Raw genomic sequence first — 22,152 nt, 5'->3', positions numbered from 1 at the left:
GGCTGGGGGAGGGTCACTCCCTCGGGGGCCCCTGCCCGGGGGGGCGCCCCCCCGCCCCCCCGCCCCCCCCCGGGGGGCGGGGGGGGGGGGGGGGGGGGGGGGCCGCGCGGGGGGGGGGGGGGGCCGCCCCCCCGCGGCGGGGCTCAGCCCACCGACGAGTAGGCCACCACGCCCCGCAGCAACTGGTCCACGGCCTTGCGCGCGGCCTTCGCCACGGTCGAGCCCTGCGCGGGCGCCGCGGCGGAGATCTGCCCGAGGACGTCGATCACCTGCTTGCACCAGCGCACGAAGTCGCCCGCCGGCATCTCCGCCTCGCGCAGCACCTCGTCGAGGCCCTTGCCGGAGGCCCACATGTAGGCGGCCCAGGCGAAGCCGAGGTCCGGTTCGCGCTGGCCGACGCCCTCGGTCTGGCTGATCCGGAACTCCTCCTCGACCGCGTCCAGCCGGCCCCAGATGCGGACCATCTCGCCGAGGGCGGCCTTGGCCTTGCCCGAGGGCAGTTTGGGCGCCATCGCGTCGTCGCCGACCCGGGCCTCGTACACCAGCGCCGAGACGCAGGCGGCGAGTTCGGCCGGGGCGAGGTCCTCCCAGACGCCCTCGCGCAGGCATTCACTGGCCAGCAGGTCCAGTTCGCCGTAGAGGCGCGCGAGCCGCCTGCCGTGCTCGGTGACCTCGTCGCCGCGCAGGTAGTCCAGTTCGGTGAGCAGAGCCACGATCCGGTCGAAGGTCCGCGCGATGGTGTTCGTGCGGCCCTCGATCCGGCGCTCGAGCTGCGAGGTGTCGCGCAGCAGGCGGTGGTAGCGCTCCGCCCAGCGGGCGTGGTCCTCACGGTCGTCGCAGCCGTGGCAGGGGTGGGCGCGGATCGCCGTGCGCAGCCGGGCGATCTCCCGGTCGTCGGCGGCCTGCGACCGCTTCTTGCGGGCCCGCTCCGGCGGGATGTGCCCGGCCTTGGTGCGCAGCGCCGAGGCGAGGTCCCGGCGCGACTGCGGGGAGCGCGGGTTGAAGGACTTCGGGATCCGCATCCGGTCCAGCGCCTCCACCGGCACCGGGAAGTCCATCGACGCCAGCCGTTTGACCTGGCGTTCGGCCGTCAGCACCAGCGGGCGCGGCCCGTCGTGGTGGTCGTAGCCGCGGTGGCCGTCGGAACGCCCGGCGGGCAGGCCCGGGTCGAGCACCAGCGCGAGGCCGGCGTACTTGCCGGTGGGCACGTGGATGACGTCACCCGGCTTGAGCTTCTCCAGCGCGACGGCTGCCTCGGCGCGCCGCTGGTGGGCGCCCTGCCGGGCCAGTTCGGTCTCCCGGTCCTTCAGCTCCCGGCGCAGCCGCGCGTACTCCTCGAAGTCGCCGAGGTGGCAGGTCATGGAGGCCTTGTAGCCGTCCAGGCCCTCCTCGTTGCGCTGCACCTGGCGGGAGATGCCGACGACCGACTTGTCGGCCTGGAACTGCGCGAAGGAGGTCTCCAGCAGCTCGCGCGAGCGGTGCCGGCCGAACTGCTCGACCAGGTTGACCGCCATGTTGTACGACGGCTTGAAGCTGGAGCGCAGCGGGTACGTGCGCGTGCCGGCCAGGCCCGCGAGGTGCTCGGGGCTCATGCCGCGCTGCCACAGCACGACCGCGTGGCCCTCGACATCGATGCCACGGCGTCCGGCCCGGCCGGTGAGCTGGGTGTACTCGCCGGGGGTGATGTCGGCGTGCTGCTCGCCGTTCCACTTGACGAGTTTTTCCAGGACCACCGAGCGGGCGGGCATGTTGATGCCGAGCGCGAGCGTCTCGGTCGCGAACACGGCCTTGACCAGGCCGCGCACGAACAGCTCCTCCACGACCTCCTTGAAGGTCGGGAGCATGCCCGCGTGGTGCGCGGCGATACCGCGCTCCAGGCCCTCCAGCCACTCGTAGTACCCGAGGACGTGCAGGTCCTCCGGAGGGATGGCGGCGGTGCGCTCCTCGACGAGGGCCCTGACCTGCTCCCGGGCCTCGTCGTCGTTGAGCCTCAGGCCCGCGTACAGGCACTGCTGGACGGCGGCCTCGCAGCCCGCCCGGCTGAAGATGAAGGTGATGGCGGGCAGCAGGCCCTCGGAGTCGAGGCGCTCGATGACCTCGGGCCGGCTGGGCGTCCACACGCGGGAGCGCTGTCTGCGCTCCCGCTCCCGGTCGGCCTCGCGCATCGCGCGCCCGCGCCGCCGGTCCTGGTACGAGGGCCGGCTCGCCTCCATGCGGGCGAGGCGGACGAGGTCTGGGTTGACGGCCTTCTTGTGGCCCTCGCCCTCCTCGAACAGGTCGTACGTACGGCGCCCGGCGAGCACGTGCTGGAACAGCGGCACGGGCCGGTGCTCGGAGACGATCACCTCGGTGTCGCCGCGGACGGTGTCCAGCCAGTCGCCGAACTCCTCGGCGTTGGACACGGTCGCCGACAGCGACACCAGGGTCACCGACTCGGGCAGGTGGATGATCACTTCCTCCCAGACGGCGCCGCGGAAGCGGTCGGAGAGGTAGTGCACCTCGTCCATGACCACGTAGCCGAGGCCGAGGAGGGTCTGCGAGCCCGCGTACAGCATGTTGCGCAGCACCTCGGTGGTCATCACGACCACCGGGGCGTCCGGGTTCACGCTGTTGTCGCCGGTGAGCAGTCCGACCTTCGCCGCGCCGTAGCGACGGCACAGGTCGGCGTACTTCTGGTTGGACAGCGCCTTGATGGGTGTCGTGTAGAAGCACTTCTTGCCCTGCCGCAGGGCGAGGTGGACGGCGAACTCGCCCACGATCGTCTTGCCGGAGCCGGTGGGGGCGGCCACCAGCACGCCCTTCCCCGCCTCGAGCGCCTGGCAGGCCTCGATCTGGAAGGGGTCGAGGCCGAAGTCGTACATCTCGCGGAAGGACGCGAGCGCGGTGGCCTGCTCGGCTGCCCGCGTGCGGGCTGCCGCGTACCGCTCGGCCGGTGAGAGGTCCTCTGTCATCGTGCTTTCGAGCGTACCGGGCTCCGCCGACAACAGGACGATCATTATCCCGATCGTGCGCTGAGCTGCACCGGATCCCCGCACCGGGCACGCGACGGCCGGTGCCCCCGGTCCCTGGGGGACGGGGGCACCGGCGGTGTCGCGGCGGAGGGGTCAGGTCACGTCGTCGTAGCCGTTGACCCGCTCCGTGCTCGTCTGCTCGGGCAGCGCACGGGCTGCCGGGACGGGCTCGACCTCGCCGATGTCCTCGGGGGTGAGATCCAGCTCGGACGCCTCGTCGTCGCCGGGTCCCGCGGCCTCGCGGCGGGCCCGCCGCGAGTCGTTGATCAGCGCGATCGCCACGGCGATGAAGTAGAGCCCCCAGATCGGCGCCGCCAGCGCCAGCATCGTCATCGGGTCGGGGCTGGGCGTGGCCACGGCCGCGAAGGCGGTGATGCCGACGACCATGCCCCGCCACCAGCCCAGCATGCGCCGGCCGGACAGGACACCGGTGAGGTTGAGCATGACCAGCAGCAACGGCATCTCGAAGGCGAGGCCGAAGACGACGATCATGCGGGTGACCAGGTCCAGCAGGTCGTCCAGCGGCAGCAGGTTCTCGGCGCCGGACGGCGTCAGGTCGATCATCACCCTGGCGGTGGTCGGCAGCACGTTGAACGCGAGGTAGCCGCCGCCGAGGAACAGAGGGAAGCCGAAACCGACGAACGCGTAGGCGTACTTCTTCTCGTTGCGGTGCAGGCCCGGCGCGACGAACGCCCACAGCTGGTAGAGCCAGATCGGCGACGCGAACACGACGCCGGCCATCAGGGCGACCTTCAGCGCCAGGGTGAACGGCGCCAGCAGGCCGCTGACGGTGATGTGCGCGCAGTGGACGTTCTTGGCCGCGGCCAGCTCACCGAAGGACTGGTGGCAACCGATCTCGTCGAGCACCGGCTCGGTGACGAAGTTGATGATGTCCCTGTAGAAGAACGCCGCCACGACCGTGACGACGACGATCGCCAGGACACCCTTCGCGAGCCGGTTGCGCAGCTCGCGCAAGTGATCCGCGAGCGGCATCCGCCCCTCGGGATCCCTCTCCTTCTTGCGGGCGGACTTGAGCAACCCACATCCTCATCTCGTGCAGCGGACCGGACGCCCCCGGTCCTCGCGTCAGCGCTTGGTCGTGTCCGTGGGCTCGTTGACCGGCCGGGAGCTGGTCACGTCACCGGGGGCGGCCTGGATCGTGCGCTGCGCCGGAGCGGGGTCCTCGGTGGACTGGGCGGTGCCGGCGTCGGACTGCTTGCCGTCGTCCTTCATGGCCTTCGCCTCGCTCTTGAGGATGCGCGCGGACTTGCCGAGCGAGCGAGCCATGTCGGGAAGCTTCTTGGAACCGAAGACGAGGACGATCACCAGTACGAGGAGCAGCAGGTGCCACGGCTCAAGTCCGTTGCGGAACATAGTTCTTCACCTTCTCACCGAGGCGGGTGGGTGTCCGACCGGTCGGACACGAGTCTGACCATCGTGCTGGCAGCGATCGTAACGCCCGGGAGTGAACGCGGAACAATCCCCTTGCGTATTTCTCTGCCGCGGACCGTGCCTCGCTCACCGGGCCGCGACCAGCAGCGTACCTGGCCGCACCCGGGCCATGACAGGGCGAAGCGGCGCACACCGTACAAGGGTGCGGGACTCACAACGTGTCCACGGCGCGGGCCGCGCTCACCGCCGCACGCTCCAGGTCCTCGGCGGCCCGGTTGATGCGGCGCGCGGAGTCGGCGACCTGCTGTCCGAGGCGCCGGGCCTCCAGGAAGACCCGCACGGCGAGCACCCCCAGCACGGCGAGTGACACAAATCCCACGGCTACCGCGAACATCGGCCAGAACATGACCTCGACCTTAGACGGTCCTACACCGTGGAGTGCAGCCGCAGGGTGCGGACGCCGCCGCCGGTGAGCAGTTCCACGATCCGCTCCCCCGCGGGCTTGCGCACCGAGGCGCCGCAGCCGGGACAGGTGAAGGAGTAGAACGTGGTCCGGCTGGTGGCGCCTATGGCCAGGCGCAGGGCGCTCGCGGCGAGTTCGAAGCGGCCCCGGCAGTCCGGGCAGCCGGCCCGGAACACCACCGGCACCGCTCTCGTCATGCCGGCGAACGCGGACGCCACGGTCATCTGGGCGCCGGCCTCCTCCGCTTCCCTCGTGGCTCGGGCCGCACCGGTCACCGGAGGCTCGCTCAACGCTTCAGCTCCTGCCTGTCGTCACGCCGGTCGGCACCGCCGCCGCGCACCGGCGGGCTGTCCGTGTCGTACGCCGCCAGTGCCTCGCGGGCCGCCCGGCGGGCGCTGTCGGCCAGCTCGGGCGGCGAGACGATCCGGCCGTCGCGGCCCAGGCGCAGGGCCAGCCGTCTCAGCGAGGCCGGATCGGGGGTGCGCAGAGTGATACGCAGCCCGCCGTCGGGAAGCTCATCGGCGCTGTCGTGCGGGTAGTACTCGGCCACCCAGCGGCCGCCGGGGCCGACCTCGATGACCACCTCCGGGTCCTCGGCGGCGGGCTGCACCAGGGCCTCGGACAGGTCCCGCAGTTCCATCTCGGGCGGCGCGGACGGCTCGTCCAGGATCCTGATCTCGGCGACCCGGTCCAGCCGGAAGGTGCGGCGCGCCTCGGAGCGGCGGCACCAGGCCTCCACGTAGGTGTGGCCGACGCTGACCAGGCGGATGGGGTCGATCTCCCGCTCGGTGATCTCGTCGCGCGCGGGCGAGTAGTAGCGGATCCACAGCCGGCGGCGCTCGGAGATCGCCCGGTCGACGTCGGCGAAGACCCCGCCCTCCGACTCGAAGGTCACCGAGAGCCGGGCGCTGGCGCCGGCCGCCTCACCGGCCGCCGTCTCCACCTTCGCCGTGGCCCGCAGCAGTGCCTGCCGGTCGCTCTCGCGCAGGCCGGGCAGCGTGGACACCGCGCGGGCCGCCACCAGCAGGGCGGTGGCCTCGTCGGCGGCGAGCCGCAGCGGCTCGGCCGCCTCCTCGCCGAGCGCGGCCGGGTTGTGCCACCAGATGCGCTCGCCGTCGGTGTCGATGTCCAGCAGGTCGCCGCCGCGGAAGCTGGTGCCGCACATGGGCAGCAGGTCGAGGTCGGAGACCAGCTCGTCCTCGGTGATGCCGAAGGCGCGCGCCACGTCGGCGATCCGCGCGCCGGGGCGCTCCCGGAGGTACGTGACCAGCGAGAGCATCCGCCGGGTCTGGTCGATGGCGTTCACGGGCCTGACCGGTTTGCCTGCCATGGTTGTGCTCCGCTCCCCCTCAGCCCTTGGCCACGGCACGCAGCCGGTCGACCACGTCGGCGCGCAGCTCGGCCGGCTCCACGACCACCACGTCCGGCCCGAACTCCACCAGCCAGGCGTCCAGCCCGTGCCCGTACGGAATCTCCAACTCGTCCCAGCCGTCGCCGAGTTCCCGGACCGCGGTGGCCTTCGCCCGAAGGGGGTAGCCGGAGCCGGAGCGCAGCCGGATCAGCGCCGAGCGGTCGGCGACCTCGCCGGCCCAGCTCGCGACGGTCTCGCGCACGGTGACCACGTCGGGCACGGGCGCGGTGAAGCCGGTGCCGCGGGAGCGCACCCGGCCGGTGATCCGGGACAGCCGGAAGACGCGTTCGGCGCCCCGGCCCCGGTCGAAGCCGGCCAGGTACCAGTGGCCGCGCCAGCACTCCAGCGCCCACGGCTCGACGTGCCGGGGCTCGGGACGGGCGGCGGAGGCCTTGCGGTAGTCGAAGACGACCGGGCGCCGGTCACGGCAGGCCAGCATCAGCGGCTCGAAGGCCGCCTCGTGCACGGGGATGCGCGGCTCCAGGGCGCCGTGCGCCTCGTAGGGGTCGACGTCCTCGGGGAGCCCGGCGGCACGCAGCTTCTGCAGGGCGCCGCTGGCCGCGCCGGCCAGCCGGGCCTGCTGCCAGACCTTGGCGGCCAGGCCCAGGGCGGCGGCCTCCTCGGCGTCCAGGGTGATGGGCGGCAGGCGGTTGCTGTCGCGGCGGGCGAGGTAGCCCACCTCGCCGTCGAGGTTCTCCACGGTCTCGATGACCAGGCCCAGCTCGCGCAGGTCGTCCTTGTCCCGCTCGAACATGCGGTTGAAGGAGTCGTCGCTGCTCGCCGCGCCCCGCTCCGGCCTCGCGGCCTCGACGTACGCCTCGATGGAGTCGCGCAGCTCGCGCTTGCTGAGCGGCCGGCGTGTGCCGAGCAGGCACAGCGCGAGGTTCATCAGCCGCTCTGCCTTGGCAATGGCCATCGACGCCCTTCGCCTTCCCTCATGTGCTTCCGACCGTTGACCGTACCGCCCCGGAGTGTCGGGGCAAAAGCCGGAGCGGGAAGCGGAGCCGTCCTGAACGGGGGCGGTCGCGCGAGAAGGGCCCGTGCGGACGGCACGGGCCCTCCTTCGACCAGGTCCGGTCAGCGCTTGGCGACGCCCACGAGGTCGCAGACGAAGATCAGCGTCTCGCCCGGGGCGATCCGGCCGCCGGCGCCGCGGTCGCCGTACGCGAGGTGCGCGGGGATGGTCAGCTGGCGGCGGCCGCCGACCTTCATGCCCTGCACGCCCTTGTCCCAGCCCTGGATGACCTGGCCGACGCCGAGCTGGAAGTCCAGCGGGGTGCCGCGGTTCCAGGACGCGTCGAACTCCTCGCCGGAGGAGAACGCGACGCCCACGTAGTGGACCTTGACGATGTCGCCCGCCGCGGCGACCTCGCCGTCCCCTTCCCAGATGTCCTTGATCTCCAGGTCGGCCGGGGGCTCGCCGCCCGGGAAGTCGATCTCGGGCTTCTCGATGCTCACGTCAAAAGCTCCTGCTTGTGTACGACACGAAACACGGACAGTCTGTCATCCTCGCAGGTCTGCCGCCCGCCACCGCGCCCGTGGCGGAGACCGGTCACATGGCGGCCAGGATGTCCACCGAGAAGACCAGCGTGGCGCCCTTCTTGATGCCGCTGCCGCTCGGCGGGGTGTCGCCGTAGCCCAGCTTCGGCGGTACGACGACCAGGACCCGGCTGCCCACCTTCTTGCCGGTCAGCCCCTGGGACAGCCCCTTGACGACCTGCTGCATCTGCTCAAGCGAGAACTGGCTGAGCCGTCCGGAGTCGTACGTCTGCTGGAACGCCTTGTCGCTGCCCCAGACCACGCCCTTGAACTGGCACAGCACCGCCTGGTCCGCCTTGACCTCGGGGCCGTCGCCCTCCAGGACGTAGGCGGTGGCCAGCTTCTTCGGCGGGGTGCCCTGCTTGGCCGGCTTGATCTTCGGCGCCTTGCCGTCGGTGTTGGTGCCGACCGTCGGCAGCGCGGCGTCGTCCTGCGGGACGGGCTTGCCGTGGGCGGAGCTCTTGGAGTTGAAGGAGTCGATCACGTCGATGACGAAGACCAGGGTGTCGGTGCCCTTGATGCCCGCCTGCGCGTTGCCCGCCGTGCCGTAGCCCCAGGCGGGCGGGACGGCGATCAGCACCCGGCTGCCGGTCTTCTTGCCCTGCAGGGCGTACCGCCAGCCGTCGATGAGGCTGCCCTGGGAGAGCTGCATGACCAGCGGCCGGTGGCGGTCGTAGGAGTTGTCGAAGACCTTCGCCGTGCTCCAGATCTGGCCCAGGTAGTTCGCCTGGACGAAGTCGTTCTCGGCGACCGTACGGCCGCCGCCCGCGATGACCGTCTTGACGGCGAGGTCCTTCGACGGCTCGCCCGGCCCCTTGGCGACGGTCGGCTTCTCGCCGAGCCTGGTGCCCGCCGTGATCGCCGGCAGCGGCCCCTGGACGATCTTGGGCGGGGGTGCGGAGGACGCCGAGACCGACGGTGCCGGTGTCGGTGACGCGCCTGTCTTGCTGGACTCGGACTTGCCGTCGCCGCACCCGGCGAGCGTGACCAGTCCTGCGGGTACGGCGGCAAGAAGGAGTGAGCGTCGGCGCACGGGGAGGGCCTCGTAATCGATCGGTCTTGCGGATTGGCGTGCGCGCAACTCTACGACGCGAGGCGGGCGCCGTACTGGAAACGTACGGCGCCCGTGTGGCGTTCCGGCATTTCTGCGCGGTGACGCTTGACTCGCGTGCGGGTGTCACATTCCGGCGATGAGCTTCTCCACCCGGTCGTCCACCGAGCGGAACGGGTCCTTGCACAACACGGTGCGCTGTGCCTGGTCGTTGAGCTTGAGGTGGACCCAGTCGACCGTGAAGTCCCGGCGCTGTTCCTGTGCCCGGCGGATGAAGTCGCCGCGAAGGCGGGCCCGAGTGGTCTGCGGGGGGACCGACTTGCCCTCGAAGATCTTCAAATCGTTGCAGATCCTGGCGGCTTGGCCCTTTTTCTCCAGCAGGTAGTACAGGCCCCGGCGACGGTGGATGTCGTGATAGGCGAGGTCTATCTGGGCGACCCGCGGGTGCGACATGGTCATGTTGTGCTTGGCCCGGTACCGCTCGATGAGCTTGTACTTCATGACCCAGTCGATCTCGGTGCCGATGCGGTCCAGTTCCTCGGTCTCGATCGCGTCGAGGGTGCGGCCCCACAGCTCCAGGACCTGCGCGACCGTGCCGGTGCGGATGCCGCGGCGGTCGCAGAAGTCGACGGCCTTGTCGAAGTACTCGCGCTGCACCTCCAGCGCGGAGGCCTCCCGGCCGCTGGCCAGGCGCACCTTGCGTCGGCCGGTGATGTCGTGGCTGACCTCGCGGATCGCCCGGATCGGGTTCTCCAGGGTGAGGTCGCGCATCACGGTGCCCGCCTCGATCATGCGCAGCACCAGGTCGGTGGCGCCGACCTTGAGCAGCATGGTCGTCTCGGACATGTTCGAGTCGCCGACGATGACGTGCAGCCGGCGGTAACGCTCCGCGTCCGCGTGCGGTTCGTCGCGGGTGTTGATGATGGGCCTGGAGCGGGTCGTCGCCGAGGAGACGCCCTCCCAGATGTGCTCGGCGCGCTGGCTGACGCAGTACACCGCGCCGCGCGGGGTCTGCAGGACCTTGCCCGCGCCGCACAGCAGCTGCCTGGTCACCAGGAAGGGGATGAGGATGTCCGCGAGCCGGGAGAACTCCCCGTGCCGGGCCACCAGATAGTTCTCGTGGCAGCCGTAGGAGTTGCCCGCCGAGTCGGTGTTGTTCTTGAAGAGGTAGACGTCGCCCGCGATCCCCTCCTCGTGCAGGCGTCGTTCCGCGTCCACCAGGAGTCCTTCGAGAATGCGCTCTCCGGCCTTGTCGTGGGTGACCAGTTCGGTCACGTTGTCGCATTCGGGTGTGGCGTATTCCGGATGCGAACCCACGTCGAGATAGAGCCGGGCGCCGTTTCGCAGAAAGACATTGCTGCTGCGGCCCCATGACACGACACGGCGGAAGAGGTACCGCGCCACCTCGTCAGGAGACAGGCGGCGCTGTCCCCTGAACGTGCACGTGACGCCGTACTCGTTCTCCAGCCCGAAAATGCGGCGGTCCATGACTGAACATTACGCCCGATCCCCCGAGCTGAAACGGGGTTCGGCAGCACGATTTGGATCATTTTCCGATGAAGCCGCAACGACCCCGCTCCGCACGGGAGCTGCGAGGACCCGCCCGGTGGCGAGCAGGACCAGCAGGGACACGGCCCCCGCGGCGCCGGGGACGGCGTATCCCCACAGCGCGCCGCCGGCCTGGACCACCGGACCCGCCAGGCCCGTTCCCACCGACGCGCCCACGGTGAACGTCGTGACGAGCCAGGAGAACGCCTCGGTGACGGTGCCGCTCGGCGCGTGCCGGTCCACGATGATGAAGGCGCAGGCGATGCAGGGGGCGAGGAACACCCCGGAGACCATGCTGAGCAGCACCATGGCGACGGCGCCCGGCATGAGCGTCAGCGGCAGGTAACAGACCGCCAGAAGGGCGACCAGGACCCGCAGTCGCCGCTCGGGCGGGCCGCTCCAGGCGCGCGCGCCGTACACGGTGCCGCCGATGAGCGCGCCGAGGCCGAGAGCGGCCATCAGCCAGCCGTACACCGCGTCGCCGCCGTGCTCGTCGGCGTACGGCACCGAGGCCACGGTGATGGAGCCGAGCGCGATGCCGACGAACAGGAACGCGCCGAGCAGCACGAGCAGGCCGGGCGAGCGCAGGGCGCCCAGCCAGTGCGCCTCGCGCGGCGCCGAGCGCCACGCGCGCGAGGGCGGCGAGAGGACGACGCAGAGGGCGCCGAGGACGCCGAGGGCGTTGAGCACCAGCAGCGCGGCCCGCTCCGACCACAGCGACACGCACAGCGTGACCAGCAAGGGGCCCACGGTGAACATGACTTCCTGGGCGACGGCGTCCATGGCGTACGCGGTGTGCACCTGCTCCTCGCGGCGCAGCACCGAGGGCCACAGGGCCCGCAGGCCGCCCTCCAGCGGCGGGGTGAACAGGCCGGCGGCGGCCACGGCGGCGCAGGCGAGGGGCAGCGCCGCGGTGCCGCTGAACGCGAAGACGGTCATCGCCAGCGCCGACGTCACCGCCGCGGGGAGCTGGACGCGCGGCTGGCCGTACAGGTCCACCAGGCGGCCCAGCACCGGCTGGCCGACGGCGTTGGCGACGCCGTAGACGGCCGCGAGTGCGCCCGCCAGGCCGTACGTGCCGCCCTCGGCGCGGACGAACAGCACCAGCGCGATGGCGGCCGTCGCGTTGGGCAGCCGGCCCACCAGGGTGCCCGCCAGCAGCCGGGCCGCGTGTCTCGCCCTGAGGATCTCCAGGTATCCCGCGGCCATGTCCCGCCTCCAAGTGTTACGTATAACCCCGCCCGTCATACGTACCATGTGCGCTGTTCACCCGTCCACACGACCGGACGTGGGCCGGCGGGCCGCGAAGCCCGCGGGCGCACGGCCGCCAGAACAGGAGCACCCCCGCGGTGGCACGCAGCAGCACCCGCCCGACCAGCCGTGACGTCGCCCAGGCGGCCGGGGTCTCCCAGGCAGCCGTCTCCCTCGTGCTCGGCGACAAGTGGCGCGGCCGGGTCTCCGAGGCCACCGCCGACCGGGTCCGGGAGGCCGCCCGCGACCTCGGCTACCGGCCCAACCTCGCCGCCCGCAACCTCCGCCTGGGCCACACCCGCACCGTCCTGCTCGTCGTCCCCGCCCTCACCACCGAGTTCTTCGCCGGCGTCTACACCGGCGCCGCCCGCGTCGCCGCCCGGCACGGCTTCGGCGTCGTGCTCTACCCCTCCCCCGAAGGCATCGGCCCCGCCCGCGACCCCTTCGCCTCCGCACAGTCCGCCCTGGACGGCGTCATCGCCTCCTCCATGGCCGCCGACGCCCTCACCGCCATCCGCGGCGACCAGCTCCCCCTCGTCATGCTCGACAGCGACCCCGGCGGCAGCCTCGGCGCCGCCACCGTCAACCTCGACATCGCCGACGGCGTACGGCAGGTCGCCGCGCACCTGCTCGCCCTCGGCCACCGCCGCTTCCTGCACCTCGCCGCCGACGTCCCCTCCTGGACCTTCGAGGCGCGCGCCCGGGAACTCGCCGCACGCCTCGCCGCCGCGCCCGGCACGGAACTGCGCACGGCCCCGGCGCCCATCTCCATCGACGGCGCCCGCACCGCCACCGAGGCGGCCATGGCCGCCCCCGGCCCCCGCCCCACCGCCGTCGTCTGCGACGACGACAAACTCGCCGCCGGCGCCTACAAGGCCCTGCGCCGCCTCGGCCTGCGCGTCCCCGACGACGTGTCCGTCACCGGCCTGGACGACCTCGCCCTCGCCACCGCCCTGGACCCCGAACTCACCACCGTCCGCCTCGACGCCGAACTGTTCGGGCAACGCGGCATGGAAGCCCTCCTCGCCGTCCTGGACGGCCGGGAACCCGCCCGGGGCGACATCCCCGTCGAACTCGTCGTACGCGGCTCCACGGCCCCCGCACCGCCCGCCTAGGCGGCGCCCGGCAGCAGACGGCCCACCGTCTCCTCCAGCCGGGGCAGCACCCGCTGCCCCGCCAGCGCCACCGCGATCCCCGCCACCACACCGGCCCAGCCCACCGGCCCCAGCGGAGTGCAGCCCACCGCCCGGCTCACCCCGGGCACCTGGATCAGAGCGACCAGAGCCACCGCCGAACCCAGCGACGTCACCCGCACCAGCGGACTGTCCCGGCGATCCAGCAACGTCTGCGCGAGCTGGGTGCCGACCACCCCGCACAACGCCATCGTGCTCGACCGGCGCGCCGTACCCGGCGTGAAACGACCGATCAGCCACGCCGTCACCGCACCCAGACACGTGGTCAGCGCCCGGTGCCGGATCTGCCGGATCAACGGCTCCCCCAGCACACCGCCCGCCGCGTCCTCCGGCGACCGCGGCCGCCCCGCCCCCTCCGCCCCGGCCTTCGGCGTCACCGCCACCGCCATCGCCGGGAACAGATCCGTGAACAGGTTCACCAGCAGCATCTGCCGCGTCGACAACGGCGCCCGGCCCGACACCAGCGTGCCCAGCAGACCGAAACCCACCTCGCCCGCATTGCCGCCGATCAGGATCGCGATCGCGTCCGCCACGCTGTGCCACAGCGCACGCCCCTCGACCACCGCGTCGATCAGCACCGTCAGATCGTCGTCCGTCAGCACGATGTCCGCGGCGTTGCGCGCCGCCGCAGAACCCCGCGCGTTGATGCCCACACCGATGTCCGCCGCACGGATCGCCGCCGCGTCGTTCGCACCGTCGCCCACCATCCCCACCACCCGGCCCGCATCCCGCAGCGCCTCCACCACCTGCAGCTTCTGCTCCGGCGCCACCCGCGCCACCACACCCGCGTCCCGCAGCATCCGCGCCCGCCCCGAACGGTCCGCCGCACCCAGCTCCTCCCCCGTCACCACCACCGGCTCCTCCGGCCACCCCAGCTCCCGGGCGATCGCCCGCGCCGTCTGCGGATGGTCCCCGGTCAGCATCACCGGCCGCACACCCGCCTCGTACAGACCCCGCACCAACGCCGTCGACGTCTCCCGCGGCACGTCCGAGAACGCCAGCAGCCCCGTGAAATCCAGCTCCCCCAGCGCCCCCTCCAGCACCCCGGTCGCCCCCTCGCCCTCCGCCAGCCGGCGCCCGGCCACCGCCAGCACCCGCAACCCGTCACCCGCCAGCACATGCGCCCCCTCCCAGGCGTGCGACGGCAGATCCCGGCAGGCAGGCAGCACCGTCTCCGGAGCACCCTTCACCACCAGCACCCGGGCACCGTCACCCGTCCGCCCGACCGCCGCCGCATACCCGCGAGCGGCCTCGAACGGCAGCCCCTCCAACTGGGTCCACCCCGGATCCTCCCCGGCCGCGTCCAGCACCGCCTCGTCCGTCGCGTGCACCACCCGCTGCGAACCGCCGTTCGACCGCGGACACGCACGCGCCGCCGCCCGCACCGTCTCCGCCGCCGCCCCCTCGCCCGCGCCACGCACCCGGCCGTCCGCGTCCCACACCCGCACCAGCCGCAGCCGGTTCTCCGTCAACGTGCCCGTCTTGTCGAAACACACCGTGTCCATCCGCCCCAGCGCCTCCAGCGTGCGCGGCGTCCGCACCAGCACCCCGCCACGGCTCAGCCGCCGCGCCGCCGCCAACTGCGCCACCGTCGCCACCAGCGGCAACCCCTCAGGCACCGCCGCCACGGCCACCGCCACCCCACCGCTCACCGCGTCCCGCACCGGCGTCCCCCGCAACAACGCAAGCCCCGACACCGCCGCCCCGCCCCCCAGCGTCCACGGCAGCGCACGGCGCGTCAGCTCCTGCAGCCTCGCCTGCACCCCACCCGCCGGCGGCGTCCGAGCCGCCAGATGAACCGCCCGCGCCGCCTCCGTACGGTCACCGGTGTCCACCACCACCGCACGGCCCTGCCCCGCCACCACCGTCGTCCCCTCGAACACCATGCACCGCCGGTCCGCCACCACGGCATGCGGCGTCCGGTCCGTCTGCTTCTGCACCGGCAGCGACTCCCCCGTCAACGCGGACTCGTCGACCTCCAGACCCTCCTCCCACAACAACCGGGCATCCGCCGGCACCACGTCGTCCCCGGCCAGCTCGATCACGTCACCCGGCCGCAGACCACCCGCGTCCACCGTGCGCGTACCAGCCGCCGGCGCCTCGTCCCGCGCCGGCGCCACCCGCGCCTTGCGCTTCTGATCCGCCAGCAGCCCCGACAGAGCCCGCTCCGCACGCAACCGCTGCACCCCACCCACCAGCGCGTTCAGATCCAGCGCACCCACCACCAGCAGAGCGTCAACCACCGAACCCAGGATCGCCGACGCCGCCGAACCCACCGCCAGCACCGGAGTCAACGGATCATGCAGCTCACCACTGACCGCCCGGCCCAGCCGCACCCCCCAGCGCAGCGGAGCCACCGCCGGAAGCCCGGCCACCGCTCCCGCGGCCCCACGCACCCCGGCCACCACCCGGCCCGCCCCGCCCACCTCCGCGGCCGGCTCCCGGCCCAGCCGCTCCCGCGTCTCCTCCGCGTCCAGCTCATGCCAGTGCACCCGCGGACGCGGACTCGGAGCCGACGCCACCGCCACCGCGAAACCCGCCCGCACCCCCGACAGCAGCGCCCCCGCCGCCGCCGCGTCCACCGGCACATGCCGCAGCCCCGGCAGCAGCGCAAGCCGCCCACGCACACGCCGGGACTCCCCCACCGCCACCAGCAACCCCGACAACGCGGCACCCGACCGCGCCAACGTCTGCGACCGCCCACCCACCGCACGCGCCACCGGAACCGCCCTCAGCAGCCGCCACACATCCGGCAGCCCACGCCGGGCCAGCACATCCGCACCCCACACCACCGCCCCGTCCCCGTCCACCAGAGCCACCGCCAGATCACTGGCACACAGCCCCGCCAGCACCCCGCCCTCGTCCGCCGAACCCAGCCGGGCGACCGTGATCACCGCCCCCTCGTCACCCCGCATCCCACACACCACGTCATCCAGCGGCCGCCGCGCGTCCACCACCACATCCGCCAGACCCGCGAAATCCTCCAGCACCGGATCGTCCACCACCACGACCCGCAGCCCCGCCCGCCGCGCCGCGTCCAGCACCGGCTCCGTCCACGCGTCCGCCGACCCGTCCGGCGCCCGCAGCGCACTCGGATGAAGCACCACCGTCCCCGCCAGCTCCAGCTGCCGCAACCGCTCCGGCGCCCGCACCAGCACCCCCACCCGCGCCAGCGCACCACCCAGCACCGCGTGAAAAGCCGCCGGACCGTACCGCGCCGCCTTCGGCGAACCCGCCAGCACCGCCTCCGCCGCCTCATCCACGTCGTGCTTCAGCAACAACGTCACCAGCGCGCCGATCACACTCCCCGCCCCTGCGTGAGCCGCGTACTCCTGCGCCGGAGTCGACCGCAACTCCGGCCGCTCCCACCTCCCGCCCCCCACACTCACCCGCTCCGGAGCGCACAACTCGTCATGCACCACGTCGAACGCCGCGACCATGGCCACCGCCTCCGCCAGCTGACACAGCCGCAACGCCCCGTCCAGCACCAGCGAAGCCGGACTCTGTCCCGCCCCGTGCGCCACCGCGTTCGCACCCGCCAGCACCAGATCCATCCCCGGCTCGCCCAGCCGGCGCCGCAACACCGCACGCACCCACGGGTTCTCCCGCACGAACGTCACCGCCGCCGTCACCGTCCGCGGCGACGGCGGCAACCGCCACGCATACGCCGCGAACGCCGCACCCGTACCCACCACATCCGCCGCGAGCGCCCCAGCCGCCACCCGCACCGCCACCGGATCCGCCGGATGCGACAACTCCCCCGGATCACCACCCAGCTCCAGACCGTGCCGCGCCGCCACATCCGCCACATACTCCAGCACCCGATCCGACAGCTCCGCCTCGGTCACCTTCACCACCAGACGCCCCAACCCCTCGTCCCAGTACGCCAGCAGCACATCGGGATGCTCCGCCACCACCGCGGCCACCCGCCGCCCCAGCCGCGCCACCCCACACCGCGCCGCCGCCTCGTCCACCGGCCGCAACGCCACATGCTGCCGCACCCCCGAACGCCACCGCCCCGCACCACCCGGCAGCGCGTTCCCCGCCACCCGGGCCACCCGCACCGCCGCATCCGCGCCCCGCACCCCGGCACGCGCCGCACCCGCCACCGCCCCCGCCGCCACACCCACCGCCGGAACGGCCACCCGCGCCAGCAACCGCGGCGCCGCCGGCACCAGCCGGGCGGCGGACGCAGGAACCGTCAGCAAGGAGAACGCCATCGCACGCCCTCAGCGCGTCGTACGGTCCGGTCGCGCCGTAGGCCCGAGCGGCCCACCGTGCAGAGCGTGCCCAGCCGCACCCGCAGACCCGGCAGCCTCGCCATGCGGCTGCCCCGCCCGCTCCCCGGCGGGCGCCGTCCGGTGCGTCGCCGCCCACGCCATCGCCTCGTCGTCCGGCTCGGCCGGCACCGGCTCCTCCGGCACATCCGCCACATCCGTACGCTCCAGCGGCTCACCGTCCTCCACCGGCTCACCTAGACCCCGCCCCGCCCCCGCCGCCACCTGCCCGGCGACCACACCACCGGGCCGCGGCTGGGTCAGCCACGCCACCGCGGCACCCGTCAACGCAACCGGCCACTCCACCACCCCGGCCACCCCCAGCACCCCGGCCCCCGTGTACACCGCCAGCCGACGGCTCCTCGGCGACACCGCGCCCACCTTGTTCAGCGCGCCCTCCGCGGCCCTGCTCACCATCCCGGCACCGGGCAACCGCCCCAGCACCGAGGCCGCACCCCGCACCGGTGCGGTGAGAACCGAGGACGACCTCTGCTCCGCCATGACTCCTCCACCTCCGCACAGTCCTGCCGCGCCTCCGAGTGCCCCGGCACAGACCGTCATCCCGCAGGAAAACGGGCGAAACGACGCCCACACCTCCAGGTTCCGGTCCCCCGGCGCGCACCGCACCCGGAACGACACCCGGCCGGCCCCGCAACGCACCGCGCCCCGGCCGAAACGGCCGGGGCGCGACAGAGGAAGGGGCACGGCGAAACCGCCCCGCAAGGACTACTCCTCGTCCTCCACAGAGCTCTCCGCCTCCGTGGCCGCACCGTCCGCCTCCAGCAGACGCGCCAGCTGACGGCCCACGATCCGCTTGAACTTGCGCTGCTGCGGCCGCGTACGGTCCAGCACCGCGACCTCGAGCCGCTCGGCCGGAATCTCCCGCTCACTGCCGTTGGTGTCACGCGACAGCGCCTGCACGGCCAGCTTCAGCGCCTCGGCCAACGACATGCCGTCACGATGACGCTGATCCAGGAAGCCACTGATCTGCTCCGCGTTGCCGCCCACCGCGACCGAGCCGTGCTCGTCCACGATCGAACCGTCATGCGGCAGCCGGTAGATCTGATCCCCCTCCGGCGTCGCCCCGACCTCGGCCACGACCAGCTCCACCTCGTACGGCTTCTCAGCCGCCGAAGAGAAGATCGTGCCCAGCGTCTGCGCGTACACGTTCGCCAGACCCCGGGCCGTCACGTCGTCCCGGTCATAGGTGTAGCCACGGAGATCCGCGTACCGCACACCGCCGATCCGCAGGTTCTCGTACTCGTTGTACTTGCCGGCGGCCGCGAAACCGATCCGGTCGTAGATCTCGCTGAACTTGTGCAGCGCACGGGACGGGTTCTCGCCGACGAACACGATGCCATCGGCATACTGCATGACCACCAGGCTGCGGCCACGCGCGATGCCCTTGCGGGCGTACTCCGCCCGGTCGGCCATCGCCTGCTGGGGTGAGACATAGAACGGCGTCGACACCGGTTATCCGTCCCTTTCTGTCATGGTCACTGGATCACCTCGAAAACAGCCGGGCCACGCTCAGAGCAGAGCGGCCTTCGGACCGTCCGGCTCCTCCAGCCGCCGCTGGAGCACCGCATGCGACAGCTCCGAGGCCTCGTCCTCGGTGAGCCGGCGGAAACCGTCCTCGGTGATCACGGTGATGATCGGATAGATCCGGCGGGCGACATCGGGACCACCGGTCGCCGAGTCGTCGTCGGCCGCGTCGTACAGGGCCTGGACCACCAGCGTCGTGGCCTGCTCCTCCGACAGGTCGTCCCGGAACAGCTTCTTCATCGCACCACGCGCGAAGATCGAGCCCGAACCCGTCGCCGCGAAGTTGTGCTCCTCGGAACGCCCGCCCGTCACGTCGTACGAGAAGATCCGCCCACGCTCCCGGTCCAGGTCGTACCCGGCGAACAGCGGCACCACGGCCAGACCCTGCATCGCCATGCCGAGGTTGGAACGGATCATCGTCGACAGCCGGTTCGCCTTGCCCTCGAGCGACAGCTGCGCGCCCTCGACCTTCTCGAAGTGCTCCAGCTCGAGCTGGAAGAGCTTCACCATCTCCACGGCGAGACCGGCGGTGCCGGCGATGCCGACGGCCGAGTACTCGTCCGCCGGGAACACCTTCTCGATGTCCCGCTGGGCGATCACGTTGCCCATGGTGGCCCTGCGGTCACCGGCGAGCACGACACCCCCGGGGAAGGTCACGGCGACGATCGTCGTCCCGTGCGGCGCCTCGATCACACCCTGGGTGGGCGGGAGCTGCCGCTTGCCGGGCAGCAGCTCGGGCTGGTGCTCGGAGAGGAAGTCCATGAAGGAGGAGGATCCTGGCGTCAGGAAGGCAGCTGGTAGACGCCCGGTGCTACGAGTGTTGGCTTCCACGCGTTTCCTTCCACGTATGCAGCAGCCCGCCTTATGACCTCGGGCTGATCCTTGAACTGCCCCAGTGCGGCATTGCAGCTGAAGCACAGTACGCCACGGACCCTACCCGTCTCATGGCAGTGATCCACATGTGCGGCCGGGGCTTCCAGGCAAATCACACACAGGCCCCGCTGGGAGGCGATCATCGCGTCACGCTCGGCCTCGGTGAGGCCGTAATTGCGCTTCAGGTACTGCGTCCTCCCCTTTGCGGCCTTGCACGCCTTGCAGAGGGTCGCCAAGCCGTCCGAGGCGCTGCGGTTCCGAGACCACTCGCCGTGCGGCTTGATCTCGCCGCACGTACGGCAGAACTTGTGCCCTGGCGGCACAGCGACCCTCGGCCGGACATTGCGTCCTTTGGCTACCTGGCGCTCTTGGTGGTACTCGGCGGCGCACTCTCTGCAGTAGGCCTGCAGCCCGTCACGCATCGCCTTGTTCCGCGCGAACGTTGCCCGCGGTTTGTGTTGCTTACACCGCGAGCAACGCTTCGCACTTTCTCCGCTCGCCAACCCCAACTCCCCCGTCACCTTCGATTCGAAGGCGATTTGCGCTTACTGCCCACCCTTTTGAACGAAGGAGCGCACGAAATCCTCTGCGTTCTCCTCCAAGACGTCGTCGATCTCGTCCAGGACCGAGTCCACGTCGTCGCTCAGCTTCTCGTGCCGTTCCTTGAGGTCCTCGGAGCCCTGCGCGTCCTGCGCCTGCTCCTCGACCTCCTCGGTGGAGCGCGTAGCCTTCTGCTGGCCGCCGCCGGTGTCCTTGGTTGCCATATCCCTCACCCCGCTCAGTTCGCCCGACATGGTCGACGGGTCGGCATTGCTGCCGATCGGTGATGATCAGACCCTACAAGCCGGGTCCGACATCGGCCCCGCAGTTTCGACAACGTGCGGGGGCCATCTCGATGATTCCCGGACGGCGGGCTTTCCACCCCGGCCGCCCGGACCGGTCCGAGTACCCCGCTGGTCCCGCTCAGCCGCCCGACAACACCCTGACCAGGTCTTCCGCCGTGCGGCAGCGGTCCAGCAACTCCTTGACGTGATTTCGCGTTCCGCGAAGCGGTTCCAGGGTTGGGACGCGCTGCAGCGAGTCCCGGCCGGGCAGGTCGAAGATGACCGAGTCCCAGCTCGCCGCGGCCACGTCGTCGGCGTACTGCTCCAGGCAGCGGCCGCGGAAGTAGGCCCGGGTGTCCTCAGGAGGCGTCGTGCGGGCGCGCTCGACCGCGGCCTCGTCCAGGAGGCGCTTCATGCGGCCGCGGGCCGCCAGGCGGTTGTACAGCCCCTTCTCGGCGCGTACGTCGGCGTACTGGAGGTCGAGGAGGTGGAGCTTGGCGGCGTCCCAGTCGAGGCCGTCGCGGCGGCGGTAGCCCTCCATGAGTTCTCGCTTGGCGACCCAGTCGAGTTCGCCGGCCAGGCTCATCGGGTCGTTCTCGAGCCGGTTGAGGGTGTCCTCCCAGCGGGAGAGGACGTCCTTGGTCTGGTCGTCGGCGTCGGCGCCGAAGCGTTCCTCGACGTACTTGCGGGACAGTTCGTAATACTCCATCTGGAGCTGTACCGCGGTGAGGGTGCGGCCGCTGCGGAGGGTGATCAGGCGCTGGAGGCCGGGGTCGTGGGAGACCTGGTGGAGGGTCCGCACGGGCTGGTCGACGGCCAGGTCGACCGCGATGAAGCCGTCCTCGATCATGGACAGGACCAGGGAGGTCGTGCCCAGCTTGAGGTACGTCGAGATCTCGGAGAGGTTGGCGTCGCCGATGATGACGTGCAGGCGGCGGTACTTCTCCGCGTCGGCGTGCGGTTCGTCGCGGGTGTTGATGATGGGCCGCTTCAGCGTGGTCTCCAGGCCGACCTCGACCTCGAAGTAGTCGGCGCGCTGGCTGAGCTGGAAGCCGTGTTCGTGGCCGTCCTGGCCGATGCCGACGCGGCCGGCGCCGGTGACCACCTGGCGGGAGACGAAGAAGGGCGTCAGGTGGCGCACGATGTCCGAGAACGGGGTTTCCCGCTTCATCAGGTAGTTCTCGTGCGTGCCGTAGGAGGCGCCCTTGTTGTCGGTGTTGTTCTTGTAGAGGTGGATGGGCTGGGCGCCGGGGAGTTGTGCGGCCCGTTCGGCGGCCTCGGCCATGATGCGTTCGCCGGCCTTGTCCCAGAGGACGGCGTCGCGGGGGTTGGTGACTTCGGGGGCGCTGTATTCGGGGTGGGCGTGGTCGACGTAGAGGCGCGCACCGTTGGTGAGGATGACGTTGGCGAGGCCGATGTCCTCGTCGGTGAGCTGGCTGGCGTCGGCGGCCTCGCGGGCGAGGTCGAAGCCCCGGGCGTCCCGCAGCGGGTTTTCCTCCTCGAAGTCCCAGCGGGCCCGGCGGGCCCGGTGCATCGCCGCGGCGTAGGCGTTGACGATCTGGGATGAGGTGAGCATGGCATTGGCGTTGGGGTGGCCGGGGACGGAGATCCCGTACTCCGTCTCGATGCCCATTACTCGCCGTACGGTCATGCGGCCCTCCTTGCCCGGCGGCACCCTCGGTCGTGGGTGGCGCTCGCGTACCGCCGGCGCTCCGGTGCGTGTGCGGTGCCCGTCCCCGCATTGTGCGACTCGGCGGTAGGAAAGAGCCTAGAA

19 protein-coding genes are annotated in these 22,152 nt (G+C 72.0%); 2 read left to right on the top strand and 17 right to left on the bottom strand.

Annotated elements, in window-relative coordinates; translation table 11 throughout:
• Positions 1-143: 143 nt before the first annotated feature.
• From ACFQ9Z_RS35770 to ACFQ9Z_RS35720, 11 genes are all read right to left on the bottom strand, one after another.
• Entirely contained in the window at positions 144-2,996 is a 2,853-nt protein-coding gene (locus tag ACFQ9Z_RS35770; protein WP_383029952.1) for a DEAD/DEAH box helicase, read from the bottom strand.
• A 108-nt stretch (positions 2,997-3,104) separates the two neighbouring features.
• On the bottom strand, positions 3,105-4,049 hold the full coding sequence (gene tatC, locus ACFQ9Z_RS35765) for a twin-arginine translocase subunit TatC (RefSeq protein ID WP_383029948.1): 945 nt from the start codon (positions 4,047-4,049) through the stop codon (positions 3,105-3,107).
• Between the two features lie 48 nt (positions 4,050-4,097).
• Positions 4,098-4,385: a Sec-independent protein translocase subunit TatA gene (gene tatA, locus ACFQ9Z_RS35760; protein ID WP_383029945.1), complete on the bottom strand. Its 288-nt coding sequence runs from the start codon at positions 4,383-4,385 to the stop codon at positions 4,098-4,100.
• A 229-nt stretch (positions 4,386-4,614) separates the two neighbouring features.
• Positions 4,615-4,809 carry a hypothetical protein gene (locus ACFQ9Z_RS35755; protein WP_383029943.1) on the bottom strand — a complete coding sequence of 65 codons (195 nt, stop codon included), beginning with the start codon at positions 4,807-4,809 and terminating at the stop codon, positions 4,615-4,617.
• A gap of 20 nt (positions 4,810-4,829) precedes the next feature.
• A complete protein-coding gene (locus ACFQ9Z_RS35750) occupies positions 4,830-5,090 on the bottom strand; it encodes a hypothetical protein (protein ID WP_383029973.1) in 261 nt (86 codons plus the stop codon).
• Between the two features lie 62 nt (positions 5,091-5,152).
• Entirely contained in the window at positions 5,153-6,196 is a 1,044-nt protein-coding gene (locus ACFQ9Z_RS35745; protein WP_383029940.1) for a helix-turn-helix transcriptional regulator, read from the bottom strand.
• 19 nt (positions 6,197-6,215) lie between these two features.
• Positions 6,216-7,193, bottom strand: a complete 978-nt coding sequence (locus tag ACFQ9Z_RS35740) for a helix-turn-helix transcriptional regulator (protein ID WP_383029938.1) — start codon at positions 7,191-7,193, stop codon at positions 6,216-6,218.
• A gap of 161 nt (positions 7,194-7,354) precedes the next feature.
• A complete protein-coding gene (locus tag ACFQ9Z_RS35735) occupies positions 7,355-7,735 on the bottom strand; it encodes an FKBP-type peptidyl-prolyl cis-trans isomerase (RefSeq protein WP_143635351.1) in 381 nt (126 codons plus the stop codon).
• Positions 7,736-7,829: 94 nt separating this feature from the next.
• The gene (locus tag ACFQ9Z_RS35730; RefSeq protein WP_383029935.1) at positions 7,830-8,849 is read right to left on the bottom strand and encodes an FKBP-type peptidyl-prolyl cis-trans isomerase; all 1,020 of its coding nucleotides are present in this window, start codon (positions 8,847-8,849) and stop codon (positions 7,830-7,832) included.
• Between the two features lie 144 nt (positions 8,850-8,993).
• Entirely contained in the window at positions 8,994-10,355 is a 1,362-nt protein-coding gene (pafA, locus tag ACFQ9Z_RS35725) for a Pup--protein ligase (RefSeq protein ID WP_073899688.1), read from the bottom strand.
• Positions 10,356-10,364: 9 nt separating this feature from the next.
• Positions 10,365-11,624: an MFS transporter gene (locus tag ACFQ9Z_RS35720; protein ID WP_383029931.1), complete on the bottom strand. Its 1,260-nt coding sequence runs from the start codon at positions 11,622-11,624 to the stop codon at positions 10,365-10,367.
• Between the two features lie 140 nt (positions 11,625-11,764).
• Here ACFQ9Z_RS35720 and ACFQ9Z_RS35715 point away from each other — a divergent pair, with 140 nt between their 5' ends.
• Entirely contained in the window at positions 11,765-12,781 is a 1,017-nt protein-coding gene (locus ACFQ9Z_RS35715) for a LacI family DNA-binding transcriptional regulator (RefSeq protein WP_383029929.1), read from the top strand.
• On the opposite strand, the gene ACFQ9Z_RS35710 is transcribed toward ACFQ9Z_RS35715, so the two are convergent.
• Positions 12,778-17,079 carry an HAD-IC family P-type ATPase gene (locus ACFQ9Z_RS35710; protein ID WP_383029926.1) on the bottom strand — a complete coding sequence of 1,434 codons (4,302 nt, stop codon included), beginning with the start codon at positions 17,077-17,079 and terminating at the stop codon, positions 12,778-12,780. The genes ACFQ9Z_RS35715 and ACFQ9Z_RS35710 overlap by 4 nt on opposite strands.
• 66 nt (positions 17,080-17,145) lie before the next feature.
• Here ACFQ9Z_RS35710 and ACFQ9Z_RS35705 point away from each other — a divergent pair, with 66 nt between their 5' ends.
• On the top strand, positions 17,146-17,337 hold the full coding sequence (locus tag ACFQ9Z_RS35705) for a hypothetical protein (protein ID WP_383029923.1): 192 nt from the start codon (positions 17,146-17,148) through the stop codon (positions 17,335-17,337).
• Between the two features lie 525 nt (positions 17,338-17,862).
• Here ACFQ9Z_RS35705 and prcA read toward each other — a convergent pair.
• The 5 genes from prcA to dop form a co-directional block, all read right to left on the bottom strand.
• Complete coding sequence (gene prcA / locus ACFQ9Z_RS35700) at positions 17,863-18,606, bottom strand: proteasome subunit alpha (RefSeq protein WP_383029921.1); 744 nt, start codon at positions 18,604-18,606, stop codon at positions 17,863-17,865.
• 60 nt (positions 18,607-18,666) lie between these two features.
• Entirely contained in the window at positions 18,667-19,512 is an 846-nt protein-coding gene (prcB, locus tag ACFQ9Z_RS35695) for a proteasome subunit beta (protein ID WP_383029918.1), read from the bottom strand.
• Positions 19,464-20,057, bottom strand: a complete 594-nt coding sequence (locus ACFQ9Z_RS35690; protein ID WP_383029914.1) for an endonuclease VII domain-containing protein — start codon at positions 20,055-20,057, stop codon at positions 19,464-19,466. Before ACFQ9Z_RS35690 ends, prcB begins: the two co-directional genes overlap by 49 nt.
• 42 nt (positions 20,058-20,099) lie before the next feature.
• Positions 20,100-20,318, bottom strand: coding sequence for a ubiquitin-like protein Pup (locus ACFQ9Z_RS35685; RefSeq protein ID WP_058079921.1), 219 nt, complete (start codon positions 20,316-20,318; stop codon positions 20,100-20,102).
• Positions 20,319-20,517: 199 nt separating this feature from the next.
• The gene (gene dop, locus ACFQ9Z_RS35680) at positions 20,518-22,029 is read right to left on the bottom strand and encodes a depupylase/deamidase Dop (protein ID WP_383029910.1); all 1,512 of its coding nucleotides are present in this window, start codon (positions 22,027-22,029) and stop codon (positions 20,518-20,520) included.
• Positions 22,030-22,152: the final 123 nt, after the last annotated feature.

The organism is Streptomyces sp. NPDC056580 (assembly GCF_042793175.1).
Classification (GTDB): domain Bacteria; phylum Actinomycetota; class Actinomycetes; order Streptomycetales; family Streptomycetaceae; genus Streptomyces.
Note: the sequence above shows the minus strand (reverse complement) of the source record. Positions and strands in the feature narration are given on the sequence as shown.